The sequence below is a fragment of the Streptomyces endophyticus genome, assembly GCF_035798155.1.
Classification (GTDB): domain Bacteria; phylum Actinomycetota; class Actinomycetes; order Streptomycetales; family Streptomycetaceae; genus Streptomyces; species Streptomyces endophyticus.
In genome coordinates this window covers 44,034-61,533 of the sequence record NZ_JAOZYC010000001.1, presented here as the reverse complement: position 1 = coordinate 61,533, position 17,500 = coordinate 44,034, and the positions used below count along the sequence as shown (strand labels likewise).

The 17,500-nt window shown below is 71.8% G+C and carries 15 protein-coding genes and 1 pseudogene; 3 read left to right on the top strand and 13 right to left on the bottom strand.

Annotated elements, in window-relative coordinates; genetic code table 11:
* Positions 1 to 102 precede the first annotated feature (102 nt).
* The 10 genes and pseudogenes from OKJ99_RS00260 to OKJ99_RS00215 all read right to left on the bottom strand — a co-directional run bounded on the left by OKJ99_RS00260 (position 103) and on the right by OKJ99_RS00215 (position 11,216).
* Positions 103 to 1,230 carry an LLM class flavin-dependent oxidoreductase gene (locus OKJ99_RS00260; protein WP_326013511.1) on the bottom strand — a complete coding sequence of 376 codons (1,128 nt, stop codon included), beginning with the start codon at positions 1,228 to 1,230 and terminating at the stop codon, positions 103 to 105.
* Positions 1,223 to 2,605: an NtaA/DmoA family FMN-dependent monooxygenase gene (locus tag OKJ99_RS00255; protein ID WP_326013510.1), complete on the bottom strand. Its 1,383-nt coding sequence runs from the start codon at positions 2,603 to 2,605 to the stop codon at positions 1,223 to 1,225. The genes OKJ99_RS00260 and OKJ99_RS00255 overlap by 8 nt, the downstream gene beginning before the upstream one ends.
* Positions 2,606 to 2,621: 16 nt before the next feature.
* Positions 2,622 to 3,818 carry an LLM class flavin-dependent oxidoreductase gene (locus OKJ99_RS00250; RefSeq protein WP_326013509.1) on the bottom strand — a complete coding sequence of 399 codons (1,197 nt, stop codon included), beginning with the start codon at positions 3,816 to 3,818 and terminating at the stop codon, positions 2,622 to 2,624.
* Positions 3,819 to 3,864: 46 nt separating this feature from the next.
* A complete protein-coding gene (locus OKJ99_RS00245) occupies positions 3,865 to 4,854 on the bottom strand; it encodes an ABC transporter substrate-binding protein (protein ID WP_326013508.1) in 990 nt (329 codons plus the stop codon).
* A gap of 41 nt (positions 4,855 to 4,895) precedes the next feature.
* Positions 4,896 to 5,660, bottom strand: coding sequence for an amino acid ABC transporter ATP-binding protein (locus OKJ99_RS00240; RefSeq protein ID WP_326013507.1), 765 nt, complete (start codon positions 5,658 to 5,660; stop codon positions 4,896 to 4,898).
* Positions 5,657 to 6,586 carry an amino acid ABC transporter permease gene (locus OKJ99_RS00235; protein ID WP_326013824.1) on the bottom strand — a complete coding sequence of 310 codons (930 nt, stop codon included), beginning with the start codon at positions 6,584 to 6,586 and terminating at the stop codon, positions 5,657 to 5,659. The genes OKJ99_RS00240 and OKJ99_RS00235 overlap by 4 nt, the downstream gene beginning before the upstream one ends.
* A gap of 36 nt (positions 6,587 to 6,622) precedes the next feature.
* Positions 6,623 to 7,063, bottom strand: a pseudogene (locus OKJ99_RS00230) (GNAT family N-acetyltransferase); the annotation flags it as partial.
* The gene (locus OKJ99_RS00225; RefSeq protein WP_326013506.1) at positions 7,060 to 8,196 is read right to left on the bottom strand and encodes an LLM class flavin-dependent oxidoreductase; all 1,137 of its coding nucleotides are present in this window, start codon (positions 8,194 to 8,196) and stop codon (positions 7,060 to 7,062) included. The gene OKJ99_RS00225 and the pseudogene OKJ99_RS00230, both read right to left, overlap by 4 nt.
* A 423-nt stretch (positions 8,197 to 8,619) precedes the next feature.
* Positions 8,620 to 9,819 (bottom strand): amidohydrolase, encoded by a 1,200-nt coding sequence (locus tag OKJ99_RS00220; RefSeq protein WP_326013505.1) that lies wholly within the window; start codon positions 9,817 to 9,819, stop codon positions 8,620 to 8,622.
* Entirely contained in the window at positions 9,819 to 11,216 is a 1,398-nt protein-coding gene (locus tag OKJ99_RS00215; RefSeq protein ID WP_326013504.1) for an MFS transporter, read from the bottom strand. Before OKJ99_RS00215 ends, OKJ99_RS00220 begins: the two co-directional genes overlap by 1 nt.
* A gap of 154 nt (positions 11,217 to 11,370) precedes the next feature.
* Between OKJ99_RS00215 and OKJ99_RS00210 the strand changes: the two genes are divergently transcribed.
* Both OKJ99_RS00210 and OKJ99_RS00205 read left to right on the top strand, forming a co-directional pair.
* The gene (locus tag OKJ99_RS00210; RefSeq protein ID WP_326013503.1) at positions 11,371 to 12,372 is read left to right on the top strand and encodes an Lrp/AsnC family transcriptional regulator; all 1,002 of its coding nucleotides are present in this window, start codon (positions 11,371 to 11,373) and stop codon (positions 12,370 to 12,372) included.
* A gap of 175 nt (positions 12,373 to 12,547) precedes the next feature.
* Positions 12,548 to 14,272: an amidohydrolase gene (locus OKJ99_RS00205; protein WP_326013501.1), complete on the top strand. Its 1,725-nt coding sequence runs from the start codon at positions 12,548 to 12,550 to the stop codon at positions 14,270 to 14,272.
* A gap of 53 nt (positions 14,273 to 14,325) precedes the next feature.
* Here the strand turns inward: OKJ99_RS00205 and OKJ99_RS00200 are convergent, their stop codons facing one another.
* A complete protein-coding gene (locus tag OKJ99_RS00200) occupies positions 14,326 to 15,207 on the bottom strand; it encodes a LysR family transcriptional regulator (RefSeq protein WP_326013500.1) in 882 nt (293 codons plus the stop codon).
* Between the two features lie 138 nt (positions 15,208 to 15,345).
* Here OKJ99_RS00200 and OKJ99_RS00195 point away from each other — a divergent pair, with 138 nt between their 5' ends.
* A complete protein-coding gene (locus tag OKJ99_RS00195) occupies positions 15,346 to 15,717 on the top strand; it encodes a YybH family protein (protein ID WP_326013499.1) in 372 nt (123 codons plus the stop codon).
* An 8-nt stretch (positions 15,718 to 15,725) separates the two neighbouring features.
* Here OKJ99_RS00195 and OKJ99_RS00190 read toward each other — a convergent pair whose 3' ends face one another.
* Positions 15,726 to 16,523: a hypothetical protein gene (locus OKJ99_RS00190; RefSeq protein WP_326013498.1), complete on the bottom strand. Its 798-nt coding sequence runs from the start codon at positions 16,521 to 16,523 to the stop codon at positions 15,726 to 15,728.
* A gap of 225 nt (positions 16,524 to 16,748) precedes the next feature.
* The gene (locus tag OKJ99_RS00185; RefSeq protein WP_326013496.1) at positions 16,749 to 17,495 is read right to left on the bottom strand and encodes an IclR family transcriptional regulator; all 747 of its coding nucleotides are present in this window, start codon (positions 17,493 to 17,495) and stop codon (positions 16,749 to 16,751) included.
* Positions 17,496 to 17,500 lie beyond the last annotated feature (5 nt).

Here is a 17,500-nt window from a genome sequence, read left to right as displayed (position 1 = left end):
GCGGACAGCCGAGCTGCCGGGGTCGCGCGCCGCACCGTCCATCATTCCCTACCGTTTCACTAGGATTCCCTTAGAGGAGTGTGTGGCCGTGTGGACTCCGCGTCAAGAGCGCTTCCACTCCTCGGCCAGCAGCTCGTAGGAGCGGACCCGGTCGGCGTGGTCGTGGGTGATCGTCGTGATGAGCAGCTCGTCGGCTCCGGTCGCCTCCTGGAGCTGGGCGAGGCGGCGGACGACAGTGCTCGGCGAGCCGACGAACTGGGTGTCGATGCGGTCCTGCACGAGGGCCCGGTCGGCGTCGCTCCACGCGTACTTGCGCGCCTCTTCCGGTGTCGGGAAGTCGATGGCTCCTTCTGCGTTGCGGATGCTGCGCACCCACGGGGCGTAGCCGGTGGCGAGTTCGCGGGCGGTGGCGTCGTCCTCGGCGACGACGACGTCGGCGGAGACACTGACGTACGGCTCGTCGAGGGCGTCGGAGGGCTTGAAGAAGGACCGGTAGCCCTCCACCGCCTCCAGCACCGTGGCGGGGCTGACGTGGTAGTTCGCGGCGAACGGCAGTCCGCGCGCGCCCGCCACCTCGGCGCTCTCGCCGCCGCTGCTGCCGAGGATCCACACGTCGACGTCGGCGCCCTCCCCGGGCACGACGTGTGCCTCGATGCCGTCCGGGGATATGTAGGCGCCGGCGAGCAGGGCGAGGATGTCGTCGATCTGCTCGGCGTAGTCCTGCGCCTGTGCGCCCGGCTGCTGGAGCAGCTTTCGTTGCAGCGCGACGCGGGGCGAGCCGAGGAGGTGCTCGAAGGAGAAGCGGGGCGGGATGACGAGGCCGTTGGGTGCGGCGCCGTCGACGACCGGGGTCGCGGTCGGCCGCGGCGAGGTGGGCTGCGCGGGCGGCCGTCCGCCCGAGCGGCCGAGCCCCAGGTCGATGCGCCCGGGGTGCAGCGCGTCGAGGAGCCCGAACTCCTCCACCGTGGACAGCGCGGTGCGGTGTCCGAGCTGCACGGCGCCGGAGCCGAGCCGGATGGTCTCGGTGGCGGAGGCGGTCAGGGCGAGGACGACAGCGGGCGAGGTGCCGGCGACACCGGGGTTGAGGTGGTGCTCGGCGAACCAGTGGCGGGCGTAGCCGAACCGCTCGGCCTGCTGGGCGAGGTCGATGGAGTTGCGCAGGGCGTCGCCCGCGGTCGAGCCGGACGGGACCGGGACCAGGTCGAGGACGGCGAGGGGGATGTCAGACACGGGAGAACTCCTCGGTGGTCGCGGGGGCGTCGTCGGGGTGGGCCAGGCCGAGGTGGTCGCGCAGGGTCGTGCCCTCGTACTCCGTGCGGAAGACACCCTGTTCCTGGAGGAGCGGGACCACCCGGTCGGCGAACTCGTCCAGGCCGCCGGGGGTGAGGTGCGGGACGAGGATGAAGCCGTCGGCGGCGTCGGCCTGGACGTAGTCGTTGATGGTCTTCGCGATGGTGGCCGGGGAGCCGACGAAGTTCTGCCGGTTGCCGGTGTGGATGACGAGGTCGCGGATGGACCACTTGTTGGCGGCGGCGAGCTCGCGCCACTCGCGGGCGGTTGCGAGGGGGTCCCGGTACATGCGGACCTGGGCGCGGCCCTCGGCGATGTGGGTGTCGCTGACGTCCGGGTCGATGTCGGGCAGCGGGCCTTCCGGGTCGTACGAGGACAGGTCCCGGTTCCAGACGAACTCCAGGTGCTTGAGGGCGGTGGCCCCGCTGACCTGGTGGCGGCGCACCTCGCGGGCGAGCTCCTCGGCCTCCGCGTCGGTGTCGGCGAGGGCGAAGGTGGCGGCGGGCAGGATGAGCAGCTGGTCGGCGCGGCGGCCGTGCTTGGTGAGGCGGGACTTCACGTCCGCGTAGAAGTCCCGGCCCGCGTCGAGGGTGCCGTGCCGGCTGAAGATGGCGTCGGCCTCGGCGGCGGCGAACTCGCGGCCGTCGTCGGAGTCACCCGCCTGGAAGACGACCGGGCGGCCCTGCGGGGAGCGCGGGACGTTGAACCGGCCGTGGATGTCGAAGTGCGCTCCGGTGTGCGCGAAGGAGCCGGCCTTGGCGTCGCGCAGGAAGGCGCCGGTCTCCTGGTCGGCGAGGATCTCGTCGTCGTGCCAGGAGTCGAAGAGTTCGTTCGCGGTGGCGAGGAACTCCCGGGCGCGCGAGTAGCGTTCGCGCTGCGGGAGGAAGCCGCCGCGGCGGAAGTTCTCGCCGGTGAAGGCGTCCCAGGAGGTCACGACGTTCCAAGCGGAGCGGCCGCCGGACAGGTGGTCGAGGCTGGCGAACTGGCGGGCCACCTCGTAGGGCTCGTTGAAGGTCGAGTTGATGGTGCCGGTGAGCCCGATGCGCTCGGTGACGGCGGCGAGCGCGGCGAGGACCGTGAAGGTGTCGGGGCGGCCGACGACGTCCAAGTCGTAGATCTCCCCGCCCTGTTCGCGCAGCCGCAGCCCCTCGGCGAGGAACAGGAAGTCGAACTTGGCACGTTCGGCGGTGCGCGCGAAATGCGCGAAGGAACTGAACTCGATGTGGCTGCCGGCCCGCGGGTCGCTCCACACGGTGGTGTTGTTGACGCCGGGGAAATGGGCGGCCAGGTGGATCTGCTTCAGTGGCTTGGTCATGACTGTTCCCTCCGGCTCACGCGGCGGCGTAGCGGTTGGCGGGGCGGTCCAGGCCGAGGAGACCGCGCAGGGTGTCGGCCTCGTACGCGCGGCGGAAGACACCACGGCGCTGGAGTTCGGGGACGAGACCCCTGGTGATCGCCGGCAGGTCGTGCCCCACGACGGCGGGGCGCAGCCGGAACCCCGTGAGTCCGGCGGCTTGCAACTCCTGGAGCAGATCGGCGAGTTGGGCGGGGGTGCCCGCGAAGATCCGGGCGTCGCTCTCGTACGGTGATCCGGCGAGCGCGTCGAGCCGGTCCCTGCGGGCCGTTGCGGCGGCGGGGTCCTCGTCGAGGAACACCACCAGGTCCCCGAAGACATGCAGGGGCTCACCGGACCGCCCGGCCGTGTCCTGCTCGGCGCGGATCCGGCCCACGATGGTGCGGGCCTGCTCGGCGTCGTGCGGGGTGACGTAGCCGACGTCGGTGGCGCGGCCCACCAGGCGGTACGGGACGGTGTCGTGCGCGAGGGCGGTGACGAGCGGCTGGCCCTGCGGCGGCCGGGGTGTGATGGAGGGGCCGCGGACGCTGAAGTGGCTCCCCTCGAAGTCGATGTAGTGCAGCTTGTCCCGGTCGATGAAGCGGCCCGTCGCGGCGTCCCGGATCTCGGCGCCGTCCTCCCAGCTGTCCCAGAGCCGTCGCACGACCTCGACGTAGTCGGTGGCCTCGTCGAAGAGTTCGGTCACCAACTCCCTTGCTTCCGGGCTGTCGTAGGCCTCGATGCGGTCGATGGTGCGGCGGCCGAAGTGGTCGGCCTCGTTCGGGCGGGCGGTGACCTGTACGCGAAGTCCCGCGCGGCCCTCACTGACGTAGTCGAGGGTGGCGATCGCCTTGGAGAGGTGGAACGGTTCGGTGTGCGTGACCACGACTGTCGGGACGAGGCCGATGTGCCGGGTCAGCGGGGCGATGCGCGAGGCGATCAGTACGGCGTCGAGGCGGCCGCGGACCTGGTCGGTGCGCTCGTCGGGTTCGAGGAAGTGGCTGGACTGCGGTCCGAGTCCGTCCTCGATGGTGACGAAGTCGAGCAGGCCCCGCTCGGCCTCGGCGACGAGCTCGGCCCAGTAGTCGGCACTCAGCAGGTCGCGCGGCCGGGACACCTGCTCGCGCCACGAGGCGGGGTGCCACCCGGTGCCGTCGAGGGCGACGGCGAGGTGCAGGGAGGGAGATGGAGACACGACGGTGCCTTTCTGGAACAGCCGGCAGAAGTGACTGCAGGAGGAACTACTGGGCGGTCTTGGGCAGTCCGGGCGGGTTGATCCTCGACTTGGTCACGGCCTCGTCGGACAGCCCCCAGCGCTTGAGGACCTTCGCGTAGCTGCCGTCGTCGATGACGTGGTCGAGCGCGTCGGCGAGCGGCTTCACGAGCCCGCTGTCCTTCTTGGTGGTGGCGGCGATGAGGCCCTGGAGTTCGGCGCCCGCGCCGGAGTACGTGCCGATGACCTCGGTCTTCCCGGTGCTGGCCGCGTGGTAGGCGGCGGTCGGGTTGGGGCCGAGATAGATGTCGATGCGGCCGGACTGCAGGGCGAGATAGGTGTCGCTGTCGTTCTGGTAGTACTTGATGTCGACCGGCTTGCGGCCGGCCTTCACGTTCGCCTTGCTCCACTCGATGAGCAGCTTCTCCTGATTGGTGCCGCTGCCCACGGCGACCGTCTTGCCCGCCACGTCCTTCGGGCCCGTGACCTTCAGGCCGCTGCCCTTCTTCGCCTCGAAGCCCAGGTTGTCCTTGCGGTAGGTGGCGAAGTCGTACTTCTCCTTGCGCTCCTCGGTGACGGTGATGTTGCTCAGGCCCACGTCGTACTTGCCGCTGTCGAGGCCGACGAAGATGTTCTCCCAGGAGGCCGTGGTGCGGTGCACCTTGAGGCCGAGGACGTCGGCGACCAGGTAGGCAAGGTCGGGCTCGACGCCGATGACGGTCTTGTTGTCGGTGGCGTGGAAGCCGAGCGGCGCGGCGGAGCTGGAGGAGCCGATGACCTCCAGGGTGCCTCTCTTACGGATCTTCGCGGGCACCTCGTCGGCTATGGAGGCGACCTTGCCGGTGGTGACGCGGTGCTGCTCGGGACTGATGTTGATCTTCGTCTTGGTCCCGGACTTGCCCGCTACCTCGGTCGTGCCGCCGTCGGAGGGGTTGCTGCAGGCGGCGAGCAGGAGGGAGGCGGCGAGCGAGAGCGCGGCCGCGGTGGTGGTGCGGCGCCGGACGAGGGTGGTGGGCACGGTGGTGGTTCTCCTTGCGTACGGAACGGAGGCGGGGTGGGTCACAGGACCTTGGAGAGGAACGCGCGGGTACGTTCGTGCCGCGGGGCGTCGAGGACGGCCGCGGGTGTCCCCTGCTCCACGACGACACCGCCGTCCATGAACACCACGGTGTCGGCGACCTCGCGGGCGAAGCCGATCTCATGGGTGACGACGATCATCGTGGTGCCGGTGCTCGCCAGGTCCTTGATGACATCGAGGACCTCACCCACCAGCTCCGGGTCGAGCGCGGAGGTGGGCTCGTCGAAGAGCAGCACCTTGGGTTCGAGGGCGAGCGCGCGGGCGATGGCCACGCGCTGCTGCTGGCCGCCGGAGAGCTGACGCGGGTAGGAGTCGGCGCGGTCGCCGAGCCCCACCCGTTCCAGCAGCGCCCGTGCGGTGTCCTCCGCCGCCTTGCGCGGGCGGCGCAGGGCGGAGACGCGGGCCTCGATCAGGTTGTCGAGGACGGTCAGGTGCGGGAAGAGGTTGAAGTCCTGGAAGACGAACCCGATGTGGGTGCGCTGCTTCAGGACGTCCTTCTCCCGCAGCTCGTGCAGCTTGCTCCCCGAGCGGCGGTAGCCGATGAGTTCGCCGTCGATGCTGATCCAGCCACTGTTCACCTTCTCCAGGTGGTTGATGGTGCGCAGCAGCGTGGACTTCCCCGATCCTGACGGGCCGAGGATCACGGTGACCTCGCCGGCGTGCACGCGCAGGTCGACGCCGCGCAGCACCTCCAGCGGGCCGAAACTCTTGTGGACGTCCTGGATGTCCACCATGGGCTTGCTCATCGTCGGCCTCCCAGGGCTCGGACCCGGAGGGTCTTCGGGGCGGTGCCGCGGGCGTAGCGGCGTTCCACGTAGTGCTGGGCGATGGAAAGGAGTGAGGTCAGGACCACGTACCAGGCGGTGGCGACGAGGAGCAGCGGGATCACCCGGCCGTTGCGGCCGTAGATGACCTGGGCCTGGTAGAAGAGCTCGCCGATGGACATCACGTAGACCACCGATGTGCCCTTGAGCAGGCCGATGATCTCGTTGCCCGCCGTGGGCAGGATGGCGCGCATGGCCTGCGGAAGCACGATCCGGCGCACCTGCCTCAGGCGCGGGATGCCGAGGGCCGCGGCGGCCTCCAGCTGGCCCCGGTCGACGGAGATGACACCACCGCGGACGATCTCGGCGGCGTACGCGGCCTGGTGCAGGGTGAGGCCGATGATGGCGGCGCCGATGGTGCCGATGAGGCTGTTGCTGTCGACGGACCAGAACACCGGGCCGAAGGGGATGCCGAGGCCCAACTCCTTGTAAAGCGCGCTGAGATTGAACCAGAAGACGAGCTGGACGATCATCGGGATGGACCGGAAGATCCAGATGTACGTCCAGGCCACGGTCTGCAGCACCGGACTCTGCGAGAGCCGCATGAAGGCCAGCACGGTACCGAGAAGGAACCCCAACACCGTGGCGTAGGCGGTGAGTTGGAGCGTCACCCAGACGGCCTGCACGATCGTCTCGGACAGGACGTAGTCGCGGAAGACGTCCCATTCCCATACGGGGTTGGTCAGCAGGCCGTGCGCGAACTGGGCGACGATGACGAGCACGGCGGCGGCCGCGACCCAGCGGGCGTAGTGGCGGATGGGGACGACCTTGAGGGAGGCCGGATCGTCCGGGGTGGCCGGGGCCGGTGCCGAGGGCGCGGCGCCGGGGAGGTGCTTTTCGAACGGCAGCGGGCCGATGGACTCGGGGTCGGCCTCGGTGTCGAAGAGCGGCGTGTACCCGGTGGTCAGGTACAGGCCGCGGGCCTCGGGCTGGCGGGGCCCGGTGGTGAGGTAGATCCGCCGGTAGCCGCGCTCGTCCGCCTCGCGCTCCAGCTCGTCGACGACGCGGCGGGCGAGCCCGCGCCGCCGGTGGGCGGAGTGGGTCCAGATCCGCTTCAGCTCGGCGGTGTCGGCGTCGTAGCGGCGGAAGGCGCCGCCCGCGACGGGTTCACCGTTCTCGAGGACAAGGAGCAGCAGCCCGCCGTGGGCGGGCGTGAACTCCTCGTCGGGGTACCGGGCGATCTCGGCGTGGGCGTCCTTGCCGTACCGGGTCGAGTACTCGTCGCCGAGCTCGCGCAGCAGCGGCTCGACACGCGGGTCGGAGACGGGGACGTGAACAACCGTCAAATCACCGGATGGCGCTGGTGGTTGGGCCAGGGAGGTCATGCGCCCACCGCCGCCGGCGCCTCGGTCCCGCGTGCGGCGCGCTCGGCGTCGCGCTTGGCGACCTCCTCGCGCACGATCGGGATCACGTACCGGCCGAAGTCGATCGCGTCGTCCAGCAGGTCGTAGCCGCGCGCAGAGAGGATGTCGACACCGAGGTCGTAATAGTCGAGGAGCGCCTGGGCCACCGTCTCCGGCGTGCCGACGAGGGCGTTGGAGTTGCCCGCGCCGCCGGTCGCGGCGGCGGTCGGGGTCCACAGGGCGCGGTCGTAGCGCTCCCCCGCCTCGGCGATGGCGATGAGCCGCTGGGAGCCGGTGTTCTGGGGCTCGGCGTGCCCGTGGTGGCGCTTGCCGATGCGCTCGCCCCGCTCCTTCCGGGCCTTGATCGCGCCGACCGTGCGATGGGCCTTCTCCCAGGCCAGTTCCTCGGTCGGCGCGATGATCGGGCGGAAGGCGACCTGGATGCGCGGGGTGTCGGTGCGGCCCGCGGCCTTCGCTGCGGCCTTCACGGTCTCGATCTGCTCGGCGGTCTTCGCCAGCGGCTCGCCCCACAGGCAGTAGATGTCGGCCTCCGCGCCACCGGCGGCGTACGCGGCGGCCGAGGATCCTCCGAACGAGACGCCAGGGCGCGGCTGTTGGACGGGGAAGACATCGCTGACGAAGTCGTGGAACCGGTAGTGCTCACCCTCGTGGTCGAAGGGCTCGTGGGTGGTCCAGATCTTCTTGACGAGCTGGATGTACTCGCGGGTGCGGCTGTACCGCTCGTCCTTGGTGAGGGTGTCGCCCTCGCGCCCCTGTTCGTGGTCGTTGCCGCCGGTGATGAAGTGGACGGTGAGCCGGCCGTCGCTGATCTGGTCGAGGGTGGCGAAGGTCTTGGCGGCGAAGGTGGGGTACGAGACGTTGGGCCGGTGGGCGAGCAGGATCTGCAGGCGGTCGAGGTGGCTCGCTATGTAGGCGGCGGCCGGTGCCGGGTCCGGCGACCCGGAGCCGTACGCGAACAGCACCCGGTCCCAGTCGTGGTCCTCATGGGCGCGGGCGAGACGGAGTGTGTACTCCTTGTCGAAGGCGGCGCCGGAACGGGGAGTGGTTTCGGAGCCGTCATGGGTGGCGGCGATGCCGAGGAATTCCACGGGCATGGGGTGGGCCTTTCGGAGGCGGCGAAAACCGCATGCGGGCAGGCCGGAACAGCCGCGCGCGCAGGCGGAATTGACGACGCGTCACGGAGACGGGTCGATACGGGCGTGACGACGCGGGGCGTCGTGGAATGCGTGGGGTGGCAGCGCGCGAGGCGTCAGGGCTCGGCCCGCAACGGGGGCCCCGAAAGGGCCGCCGAGGGAGTCACCGAGAAAGAAAAGGGCCGGTCAGAGGGCCCACTGCCGCTTTAGGCGCAACACGCCGCGGAGCACACCCGACCGAAGTCGATGTAGTCACGCGAAACCAAGCGCAGGGCAGTCATGGACCAATTGAGCCGTCCAAGGGGCCGTTTCGTCAAGCCGCACTCGAATGTCGGACGGCGATGAGGCGGCGATGAGCCGGCCGGCGGGCGGTCGTCGGCCCGCTCAGACGGGGCCGGCGGCCCCCTGCCGCTGGGCACGACGGTGCTCGACACCGCTCAGTAGGCGGCTGCGCTGCTCACTGTCCGTCGCCGCGGCCACCGCGGCGAGGGCGAGCGCCGACGCCCCGTCGGTCACCGCGCGGTCCGCGCCGGGGGTGGTGCCGTGCGCCGCGAACTCGACGGTGTGCTGGCTCGCGCCCGCGGTGTCGTAGCCGATGGTGGGGTGGATCGCGGGCAGCAGGCGGGAGACGTTGCCCATGTCGGTGGACGCGGTGGTGGAGCCGTGCCGGGGCAGCGGGGTGCGGCCGAGGGAGCGGGCGGCGGCCACGTAGGCCTCGGTCAGGAACGGGTCCTGGCGCAGGTCCGCGAAGTCCCGGCCGTGCGGGGCGAGTTCGAGGTGCGCGCCGGTGGCGAGGGCGCCCGCCTCGAAGCAGGCGCGGACCCGGCGTTGGACCGCCGTGAGCTGTTCGACGGTGGGGGCCCGTACCTCGTAGCGGGCGGCGGCGGTGTCCGGGATGACGTTCGGGGCCCGGCCGCCGTCGGTGACGATGCCGTGGACCAGGGAGCCCGGTGGCAGCTGCTGGCGCAGTACGCCGATCGCGGTCTGGGCGACGGTCAGCGCGTCGAGCGCGTTCACGCCCTCCCATGGCGCGAGGGCGGCATGGGCCGGCCGGCCCCGGTAGGTGATGTCCCAGGCGCCGATCGCGAGGGAGGAGGCGCCGACGGTGTCCTCCTGTGCGGCGTGCGCCATCAGCGCCGCGGCCACGTCGTCGAAGACGCCCGCCTCGATGAGCAGCACCTTGCCGCCGATGTCCTCCTCCGCGGGCGTGCCGATGAGCCGTACGGTGACGCCGAGTCGGTCGGCGACGGCCGCGAGGCCGAGCGCCGCGCCGACCGCCGCGGCGCCGTTCACGTTGTGCCCGCAGGCATGGCCGATGCCGGGCAGCGCGTCGTACTCGGCGCAGAAGGCGAGCACCAACTCGCCGCTGCCGTACGTCGCGTCGAGCGCGGTGGGCAGCGAGTCGAGGGGGCGGGTGACCGTGAACCCGGCGGCGTCGAGCAGCTCGGCGATCTTCGTGGCCGAGAGGTATTCCTCAAGGGCGATCTCGGGTTCGGCGTGCAGGCTGTGGCTGAGGGCGATGAGCCGCTCGCGTCCGGTCCGGACCGCCCGGGTCACGTCGTCGTGCAGGGAATCCGGGGTCATCACGCGAGGCTCTCCTTCGCGACGGTGGGTACGACAGGTTCGTCCGTGGCCCCGCTCCCGTACAGCAGCGCGAGTGCCCCGCCGATGAGCGCGACCGCCGCGCAGGTGCCCCAGCTCCACACGTAGCCGGAGAGCGCGATGTGGCCGCCGAGCTGGTGTGCGGAGAAGAGGCCGCCGATCACGGCGGCGCCGATCGCCGCGCCCAGCGACAGCGCGAGTTCGTTGATGCCCACGGCCAGCGCGGTCTGCCGCTCGGGCACGATCTCCGCCGACAGGGTCCGTGTGATCGACTCGAAGACACCGGTGGCCAGGCCGACGACCAGCGCCGAGGCGACGTACTGCGGGAGCGTGGCGTGGAAGAGGATCATGCCGAGGAAGCCGAGCCCGATGAGGGCTCCGCCGGTGACCAGGACGGCGCGGTCGCCGATGCGGCGGGCCAGGCGCGGTGTGGCCGTGGAGCCGGCGAAGCCGCACACCACCATGGCCAGGGACACCGTCGCGATGGACCGCGGGCCGAGCCCCATGCCGTAGCCGACGGCGGCCGGATCGGCGCCGAGGAACAGGGCGTTGGCGCCGAGGAACCCGATCGTGCCGAAGGCCGCGCAGAACGTGTGGGCGCTGACCGCCGCGAGCCGCCGGTCCCGCAGCATGCCCACGCTCACCAGCGGCTGGGCCGCGCGGCGCTCCACCGTCACCCAGGCGAGGAACACCACCACCGCGAGGGCGCCCGTGCCCAGGGAGCGCGCCGAGGTCCACCCCCACGCACCGCCCTGCGCGAGCACCAGGACCAGTGCGACGAGGCCGATGGTCAGCAGCACCGCCGCCCCGTAGTGGAACCGGCCGCCGAACTCCCCGTCGCTGTCCGGCAGTACGAGGCCCGCGGCCAGGGCGAGCACCGCGACCGGCACGGCGGCCCACAGTCCGGCCTCGGCATGCCGCTCGCTGAGCGCGCCCGCCACGAGGCCGCCCACACCGACGGCGATGAGCAGGGCGCCGACGAGGAGCGACATCCCTGTGCGGCCGCGTTCGGGGGCGCGGGAGCGCAGGATTCCGGCCAGCAGCGGGAAGAACCCGACCACCGCGCCTTGCAGGACCATTCCCACGGCGAGTGTCACCACGGTCGGCGACACCGCCATCAGCAGCGAACCGGCCGTGACCATCGTGAGCGCCACCCGCAGCAGCCGGCGGTGACCGTACAGATCGCCGAGGCGCGAGAGCAGGGGGGTGAGCACGGCGAACGCGCACTGCGACAGCAGATAGAGATTGTTCTGGGCCACTCCGCCGATGCCGAGCCGCTGCCCCAACTCCGGGAGGAGCGGCGTGAGATAGCCCTGTACGACGCCGCTGAACACGACGACGACCGCCATCGCGCCGAGCATGCCGCGACCGGTGCCCACCGCCGATCCACCTGTGCCCATGTCTGCGCCCACCGGGACGTCCCTTCTGGCCGGAATCGAATGCGGTGGCTACTGTGCGGGCTGCGGTCGCACCGGTCCGCGGATTCGTCGGAAACGGGCAGAGGTGGGATGCCGAATGCGAGAAACGGTCACCGTGAGCGAGCTGGACCTCGCACTCGTCAACGCCCTCCAGCTGCGCCCCCGCGCCTCCTGGAGCGAACTCGCGCCGCCGCTGGGAGTCACCGCGAGCACCCTCGCCCGCCGCTGGGAACGGCTGACCGCGGAGGGGCTCGCCTGGGTGTACGCGGCGCCGGGGCGGGAGTACTCGCGCACGCGCTGCACGGCGTTCGTGCTGGTGCGCTGCCGACCCGGGACCCGCACACGTATCGCTCAGGAGCTGTCCGAGCGGGCCGAGGCCGTGACCGTCGAGCTCACCGGGCCGGGCAGCGCCGATCTGCTCATCGATGTCCTCGCCCCGGACCTGCCCGCGCTCACCCGCTTCGTGACGACACACCTCGAACCGCTGCCCGGTGTCATCGCGGTCGACTGCCTCTTCGCCACATCCCTCTACGTGGAGGGCAGCCGCTGGCGGCTCCGCTCCCTGGACCCGGGGCAGCTCAGCGCGCTCGGCCGGACGGGCGCGCGGCCGCCCGAGTCCGCGGCGACGGTCGAACTCGACGCGGTGGACCGGGCGTTGCTCGACGCCCTGGTCGGCGACGGCCGCCTCGGCCTGGCGGCGCTCGCCGCACACACCGGCACCAGCCCCGCCACCGTCCGCCGCCGCCTGCACCGGCTCAGCGACTCGGGTGTCCTCACCCTCCGCTGCGACATGGCGAACGCGCTCGCGGGGCGACCGCTGCCGGTCTCGCTGCTCGGCCGCGTCCCGGCCCGCGACATCGCCGCGGTCCACCGCGCCCTCGCCGCGCTGCCCGAGTGCCGCGTCGTCGCCGCGGTCACCGGCCGGACGAACATCTTCGCCACCCTGTGGGTGCGCGACCTCGGCGACATCCAACGCCGCGAGACCGCCCTGTGCGCACGCCTGCCGACCCTGGAGGTCACCGACCGCATCGTGGGCCTGCACACGGTCAAGCGCATGGGCCACCTGCTGGACGAGGACGGCAGACGCATCGGGGTGCGCCCGATCAGGCCGTGGTGAGCCTTCTCGACGCCCCTGCCTCGCCGCCGGGATCTTGACCACCAGGCAGTGACTGCATAACTTCGGCCAGTGATTCGATTCGATCATCTTGCGGCCAACTCTGCTGGCCGCAAACCTTGTTGTAGGGAGACGTCGAATGTGTGAGTCCTGCTGTCCCACGCCGCGCACACCCCGCATGAGCCGCGCGCAGTTCCTCCAGCTGGCCGGGGCCGGGGCCGCCGCGGTGGCCGTGTCCGGCGCGTTCGCCGGGTCCGCCTCCGCTGCCTCCTCCGCGTCCGCCGCTTCCCGGCCTGCGAAGGCCGAACGGCCGGGTCCCCTGCTCGTCGACAACGTGCGCGGCTACACGCTCGCGCGCGGCAAGCTGCGCAGATTCTCCCGGATGCTGCTCACCCCCGAAGGGCGTGTCGCCGCGCTCGACGTCGGCGCGGCCCCCAAGGGCATACGCCGCCTCGACGGGCGCGGCCGCGTCCTGCTGCCCGGACTGCACGACGCGCACGGGCACTTGTGGGGGCTGGGCGCCCTCGCCGTCGAGCTGAACCTCGTCGGGACCCGTTCCCTGAAGGAGGCGATGGACCGGCTCGCCGCGTACGACACCGCGCATCCCGACGACGCGTGGATCATCGGCCGCGGCTGGAACGAGGTCGTGTGGGGGCTCGGTCGGCTGCCCAACGCCGCCGACCTGGACGCGGTCGTCGACGACCGGCCGGTGTGGCTCGGCCGCGTGGACGGACACGCCGGTGTCGCCAACTCGGCGGCGCTGAAGGCCGTCGGGATCACCGCGGACACCCCCGACCCCGACGGCGGCCGCATCGTCCGCGACGGCGCCGGCAACGCGACCGGAGTCCTCATCGACGCGGCGCAGTCACTGGTGGAGGACAAGCTGCCCGAGCCCACTCTCGACGACGTACGCGCGCGTGCGCTCGCCGCGCAGAAGCAGCTCGGCAGCGTCGGCATGACGTCCGTGTCGGAGGCGGGCACGGACGCGAGCGGCGTCGTCGTGCTGCGCCGGCTCGCGGACGAGGGCGCGCTGACGATCCGCGTGAACGCCTTCCTCTCCTACAAGGCGTTCACCGACATCGGCGCGGACGCCCGCACCGACTCCTACGCCGACGACATGGTCCGTATCCGCACCGTCAAGCAGTACATCGACGGCGCGCTCGGCAGCCACGGCGCCGCGCTCCTCGCCCCGTACGCCGACGATCCGGACACCAGCGGGCTGCTCCAGGTGGAGCCCGAGGAGTTGCAGCGCCGCGTCGAGCAAGTGGTGCGCGGCGGCTACCAGTCGGCGGTGCACGCGATCGGCGACCGGGGCAACCGTGTCGTCCTGGACGCGTACGAGCAGACCTTCCGGCGCGTCGGTGACGCCGGGATGCGGCACCGTATCGAGCACGTACAGGTGCTCTCGCCCGAGGACATCCCGCGGCTGCGCAGGCTCGGCATCATCGCGTCGATGCAGCCGGTGCACGCCACCGACGACATGAACATGGCCGAGGACCGGATCGGCCCCGAGCGCATCAAGGGTGCCTACGCCTGGCGCACGTTGCTCGACCAGGGCACCCACCTGCCGTCCGGCTCGGACTTCCCCGTGTCGTCCGAGAACCCCTTCGACGGGCTGCACGCCGCCGTCACCCGCACCGACCGGGACGGGAAGCCGGCCGGCGGCTGGCACCCGGAGCAGGCCATGACGCCGGTGGAGGCGCTGCGTTCGTTCACGGTGGAGCCCGCGCACGCCGCCCACCAGGAACACGTCCTCGGCACGCTGGAGCCGGGCAAGTGGGGCGACTTCGTCCTCACGGACACGGACCCGTTCGACCTGCCGTCCGGCCGGGCGGTGTGGCAGACGAAGGTGCTTCAGACGTGGGTCGCGGGGAAGCGGGTCGGCGAGTACGGCGAGCTGTGACGCGCGGCGGGTCGTGACGCCCGGCGGTTCGTGACACGCGGCGGGCCGGGGCGTCACGCTCGTGCGAACGCCCGCCGCGCGTGCTCAAGGAGCGCGCGCAGCGCCGGGTTGTGCGCCCGCTTCCAGACCAGCGCGAGCAGCGCCGGTGTGTCGACGTCTTCGATGGTGCGGGCGGTGAGCCGGTCCCGGTAGCTCGCGGCCATCGACTCGCTCAGTACGGCGACGCCGAGGCCGCGGTCGGCGAGCGCCGCGATGGCGTCCGCGGCGCTGGCCTGCAGCGCGATCGTGGGGTGCAGCCCCTGCGCGCCGCACGCCTGGTCGAAGACCGTGCGCAGGCCGGTGCCGGGCGGCATGCAGACGATCGGGTGGGCGATGAGGTCCCTGAGCTCGACGCGCTGTCGCTCGGCCAGCGGGTGCCCGGTCGGGACCGCCACGACGAGCCGTTCGTCGATGATGGTCAGGGCGTCGAGGCCGTCGGGGGTGGTGTGCGCGGTGCCGATGAGCGCCAGGTCGATGTCGCCCGCGCGCACGCCCTCGACGAGCCGGTCGGAGCCGTCTTCGAGGAGCGAGAGCTCGACGCCCGGGTGCGCCTCGTGGAACTCGGCGAGGGCGTCGAACAGCGGGGTGATGGTGCAGCCGATGACCATGCCGACGGTGAGCCGCCCCCTGATCAGTTGGGACACCTCTGCCACCGCCCGGCCGATCGTCCCGGCCGCGGCGAGGGTGGCGCGGGCCTGTTCGAGCGCGGCCTTGCCCGCGACGGTGAGCGTGACGGTGCGGGCCGAGCGGTCGAACAGCTCCGCGCCGAGCTCACGCTCCAGCTGCCGGATCTGCGCGCTGACGCCGGACTGGCTGATGTGCACCCGCTGGGCGGCGCGCGTGAAGTTCTGTTCCTCGGCGACCGCGACGAAGTATTCGAGCTGCCTCAGGTCCATGAGCTTCCTCCACGACTGTCCGCCATCACCACAGATTCTAGTTTCTAGCGAAACCATCTGTTGGACTTCTGCCCGGCGGGCGGCAAAGCTGGAATCACGACAAGGACAGCCACAGCGCCAGCACCCAGGAGGAACCTCATGCCGGAGTCCGAGTACGAGAAGGCCATGCGCCCCGAGGACATCACCCGCCTGTTCGTCGAGCGCTCCAACGCGGGCGACGCGGCCGGCGTCGCCGCGCTCTACGAGGAGAACGCGGTGCTGGCCTACCCGCCCGGCCAGGAGACGGTCGGGCGCGAGGCGATCCGCGAGCTGTGGGCGAAGGTGCTGGCGAACCGCCCCCACTTCGAACCGGAACAGCCGCTGCCGACGCTCGTCAGCGGTGACATCGCCCTGACGTCGACGCCCCCGAAGGACGGCACCGGAGCCCGCGCCCAGGTCGTCCGCCGCCAGCCGGACGGCAGCTGGCTGCGCCTCCTCGACCAGCCGGAGTTCGCACCGCCCGCGAGCTGACCTGGCCGTCAGCCCAGCTTGGCCGTCTGCTTCTCGATGACGTCGGTCGGCTGCTCGTAGGACTCGCCACGGGTGACCGCCGCGATGTTGAACGACGAGAACCCGGCGAGCGTGCCGCCGACCCGTACGACGGCGATCTTGGTGTCGGCGAGCGTACCGTCCTGCTTCGTGCCGACGGTCCAGGCGACCGCGTCGTCGCCGACCGCGAGCTTCTCGCTCTCGACCCGGGTGATCTGCTGCTTCTCGCCGTCCGCCGTCATGGAGAAGCCCGCCGCGCACTTCTTGCCTGCCGCCCGCAGTGCGTCGAGGGCGCGCTGCGCGCCGTCCCCTTCGTAGGACCAGAGGGAGGCCGTGGTCCTGGTGACGTCGAGCGAGTCGATCGTCGCATCCTTGGCCTCCTTCTCGGTCATGCCCGCGAGTTCGTCCACCGAGGGCATCCCCTTCTTGGCCTTCGCGGACTCGTGCACGGCGAGCCGCTGCACGCTCACCGCGGGGTCGGCCGGGGGCAACGACGAGAGGACCTGACCGACGGGGTCGCACGCGGCCTTGCCGACGGAGACGCTGCCGGGCGCGAAGACATCCTTCTTGCCCGGGTCAGTGATCTTCTGCCCCTCCACATCCCCCTGCACGAGCACGCGCTTCTCCAACTGGGCGGCGGTGAGCGCCTTCACCGCGGCCGGCGAGGCGCTCGCCTTCCCGTCAGCCTTCTCGCCGCTCTCCTGACCGGCGCCGCAGGCAGTGACCACGAGCGAACAGGCAGCGACGGACACGGCCAGGACGGAACGACGGACGGCGGCGGAACGCATGTGGGCCTCTTTCGGTACCGAGCCCCCGCGCCGGACGCGGCACGGGGGTCACGCACACATGACCACCAAGATCGTTTGAAGGTTGTACGACGGAGCGGAGAACTTTCCGCCTGCACCGACAGCAGCGGCGGCGGTTCACCGCGCTCCGGGGAGGCGCACCAGTTGATGGACTCCGGTGAGGCCTTCGGCCGGATCGTGCTCGTGCCCTGAGACCCCTCGGCCCGCTCAGCGCGCCAGCGCCGCGCCGATCTCCCCCGCCGCGTCCGTGACCTGGGCCGCGAGGTCCGCCCTGGCGCGGCCCGCTTCGGTCAGGCGGTGGGTGGGGCCCGCGATGCTGATGGCGCCGACCGTACGGCCCGAGGCGTCGCGGAGCGGGGCGCCGATCGCGGCCCTGCCGTCCGCGTGCTCGTCGACGGCGGCGGCCCAGCCCCGGCGGCGTATCTCGTACAACTCCGCGGCCAGGGCGGCATGTTCGGTGAGGCTGCGGTCGGTGAAGGCCGGCAGCTTCTCGGGGACGTCCAGGTCGTGGTCGAAGGCGAGCAGCGTCTTGCCGACGGCCGAGGCGTGCAGCGGCAAGTGCGCGCCCATGCGCAGGACTTGGGCGCTGTCGTCGGGGCGGAAGACGTGGTGGATGACGAGAGCCCCGCCCTCGTGCGGTGTGGCGATCCAGACCGATTCGCCGCTGCGCGCGGCGAGGGTGTCGGCGCTGTGCAGGGAGCGGGCGCGCAGCTCGTTCGTGTCGAGGTCGCCGTTGCTCAGGTGGAGCAGCGAGGCGCCGATCCGGTACTTGCCGGTGGCCGGGTCCTGTTCCACCAGCCCCGCGGCGACCAGCGTGCCGAGGATGCCGTGCAGGGCCTGGGCGGGCAGGCCCATCGCGCGGGCCAGCTCCGTCACCCCGAACGGCCGGGGCCCGGACGCGAGCAGCCGCAGGACCAGCGCCGCCCGCTCCACCGACTGGATCCGCTCTGCCACGCGGG

What these genes read in the sequence shown, in the direction of transcription:
- OKJ99_RS00255 (WP_326013510.1), bottom strand. Translation starts at nt 2,605, where the DNA reads ATGACCAAGCCACTGAAGCAGATCCACCTGGCCGCCCATTTCCCCGGC.
- OKJ99_RS00240 (WP_326013507.1), bottom strand. Translation starts at nt 5,660, where the DNA reads ATGAGCAAGCCCATGGTGGACATCCAGGACGTCCACAAGAGTTTCGGC.
- OKJ99_RS00225 (WP_326013506.1), bottom strand. Translation starts at nt 8,196, where the DNA reads ATGCCCGTGGAATTCCTCGGCATCGCCGCCACCCATGACGGCTCCGAA.
- OKJ99_RS00220 (WP_326013505.1), bottom strand. Translation starts at nt 9,819, where the DNA reads ATGACCCCGGATTCCCTGCACGACGACGTGACCCGGGCGGTCCGGACC.
- OKJ99_RS00205 (WP_326013501.1), top strand. Translation starts at nt 12,548, where the DNA reads ATGAGCCGCGCGCAGTTCCTCCAGCTGGCCGGGGCCGGGGCCGCCGCG.
- OKJ99_RS00200 (WP_326013500.1), bottom strand. Translation starts at nt 15,207, where the DNA reads ATGGACCTGAGGCAGCTCGAATACTTCGTCGCGGTCGCCGAGGAACAG.
- OKJ99_RS00195 (WP_326013499.1), top strand. Translation starts at nt 15,346, where the DNA reads ATGCCGGAGTCCGAGTACGAGAAGGCCATGCGCCCCGAGGACATCACC.
- OKJ99_RS00190 (WP_326013498.1), bottom strand. Translation starts at nt 16,523, where the DNA reads ATGCGTTCCGCCGCCGTCCGTCGTTCCGTCCTGGCCGTGTCCGTCGCT.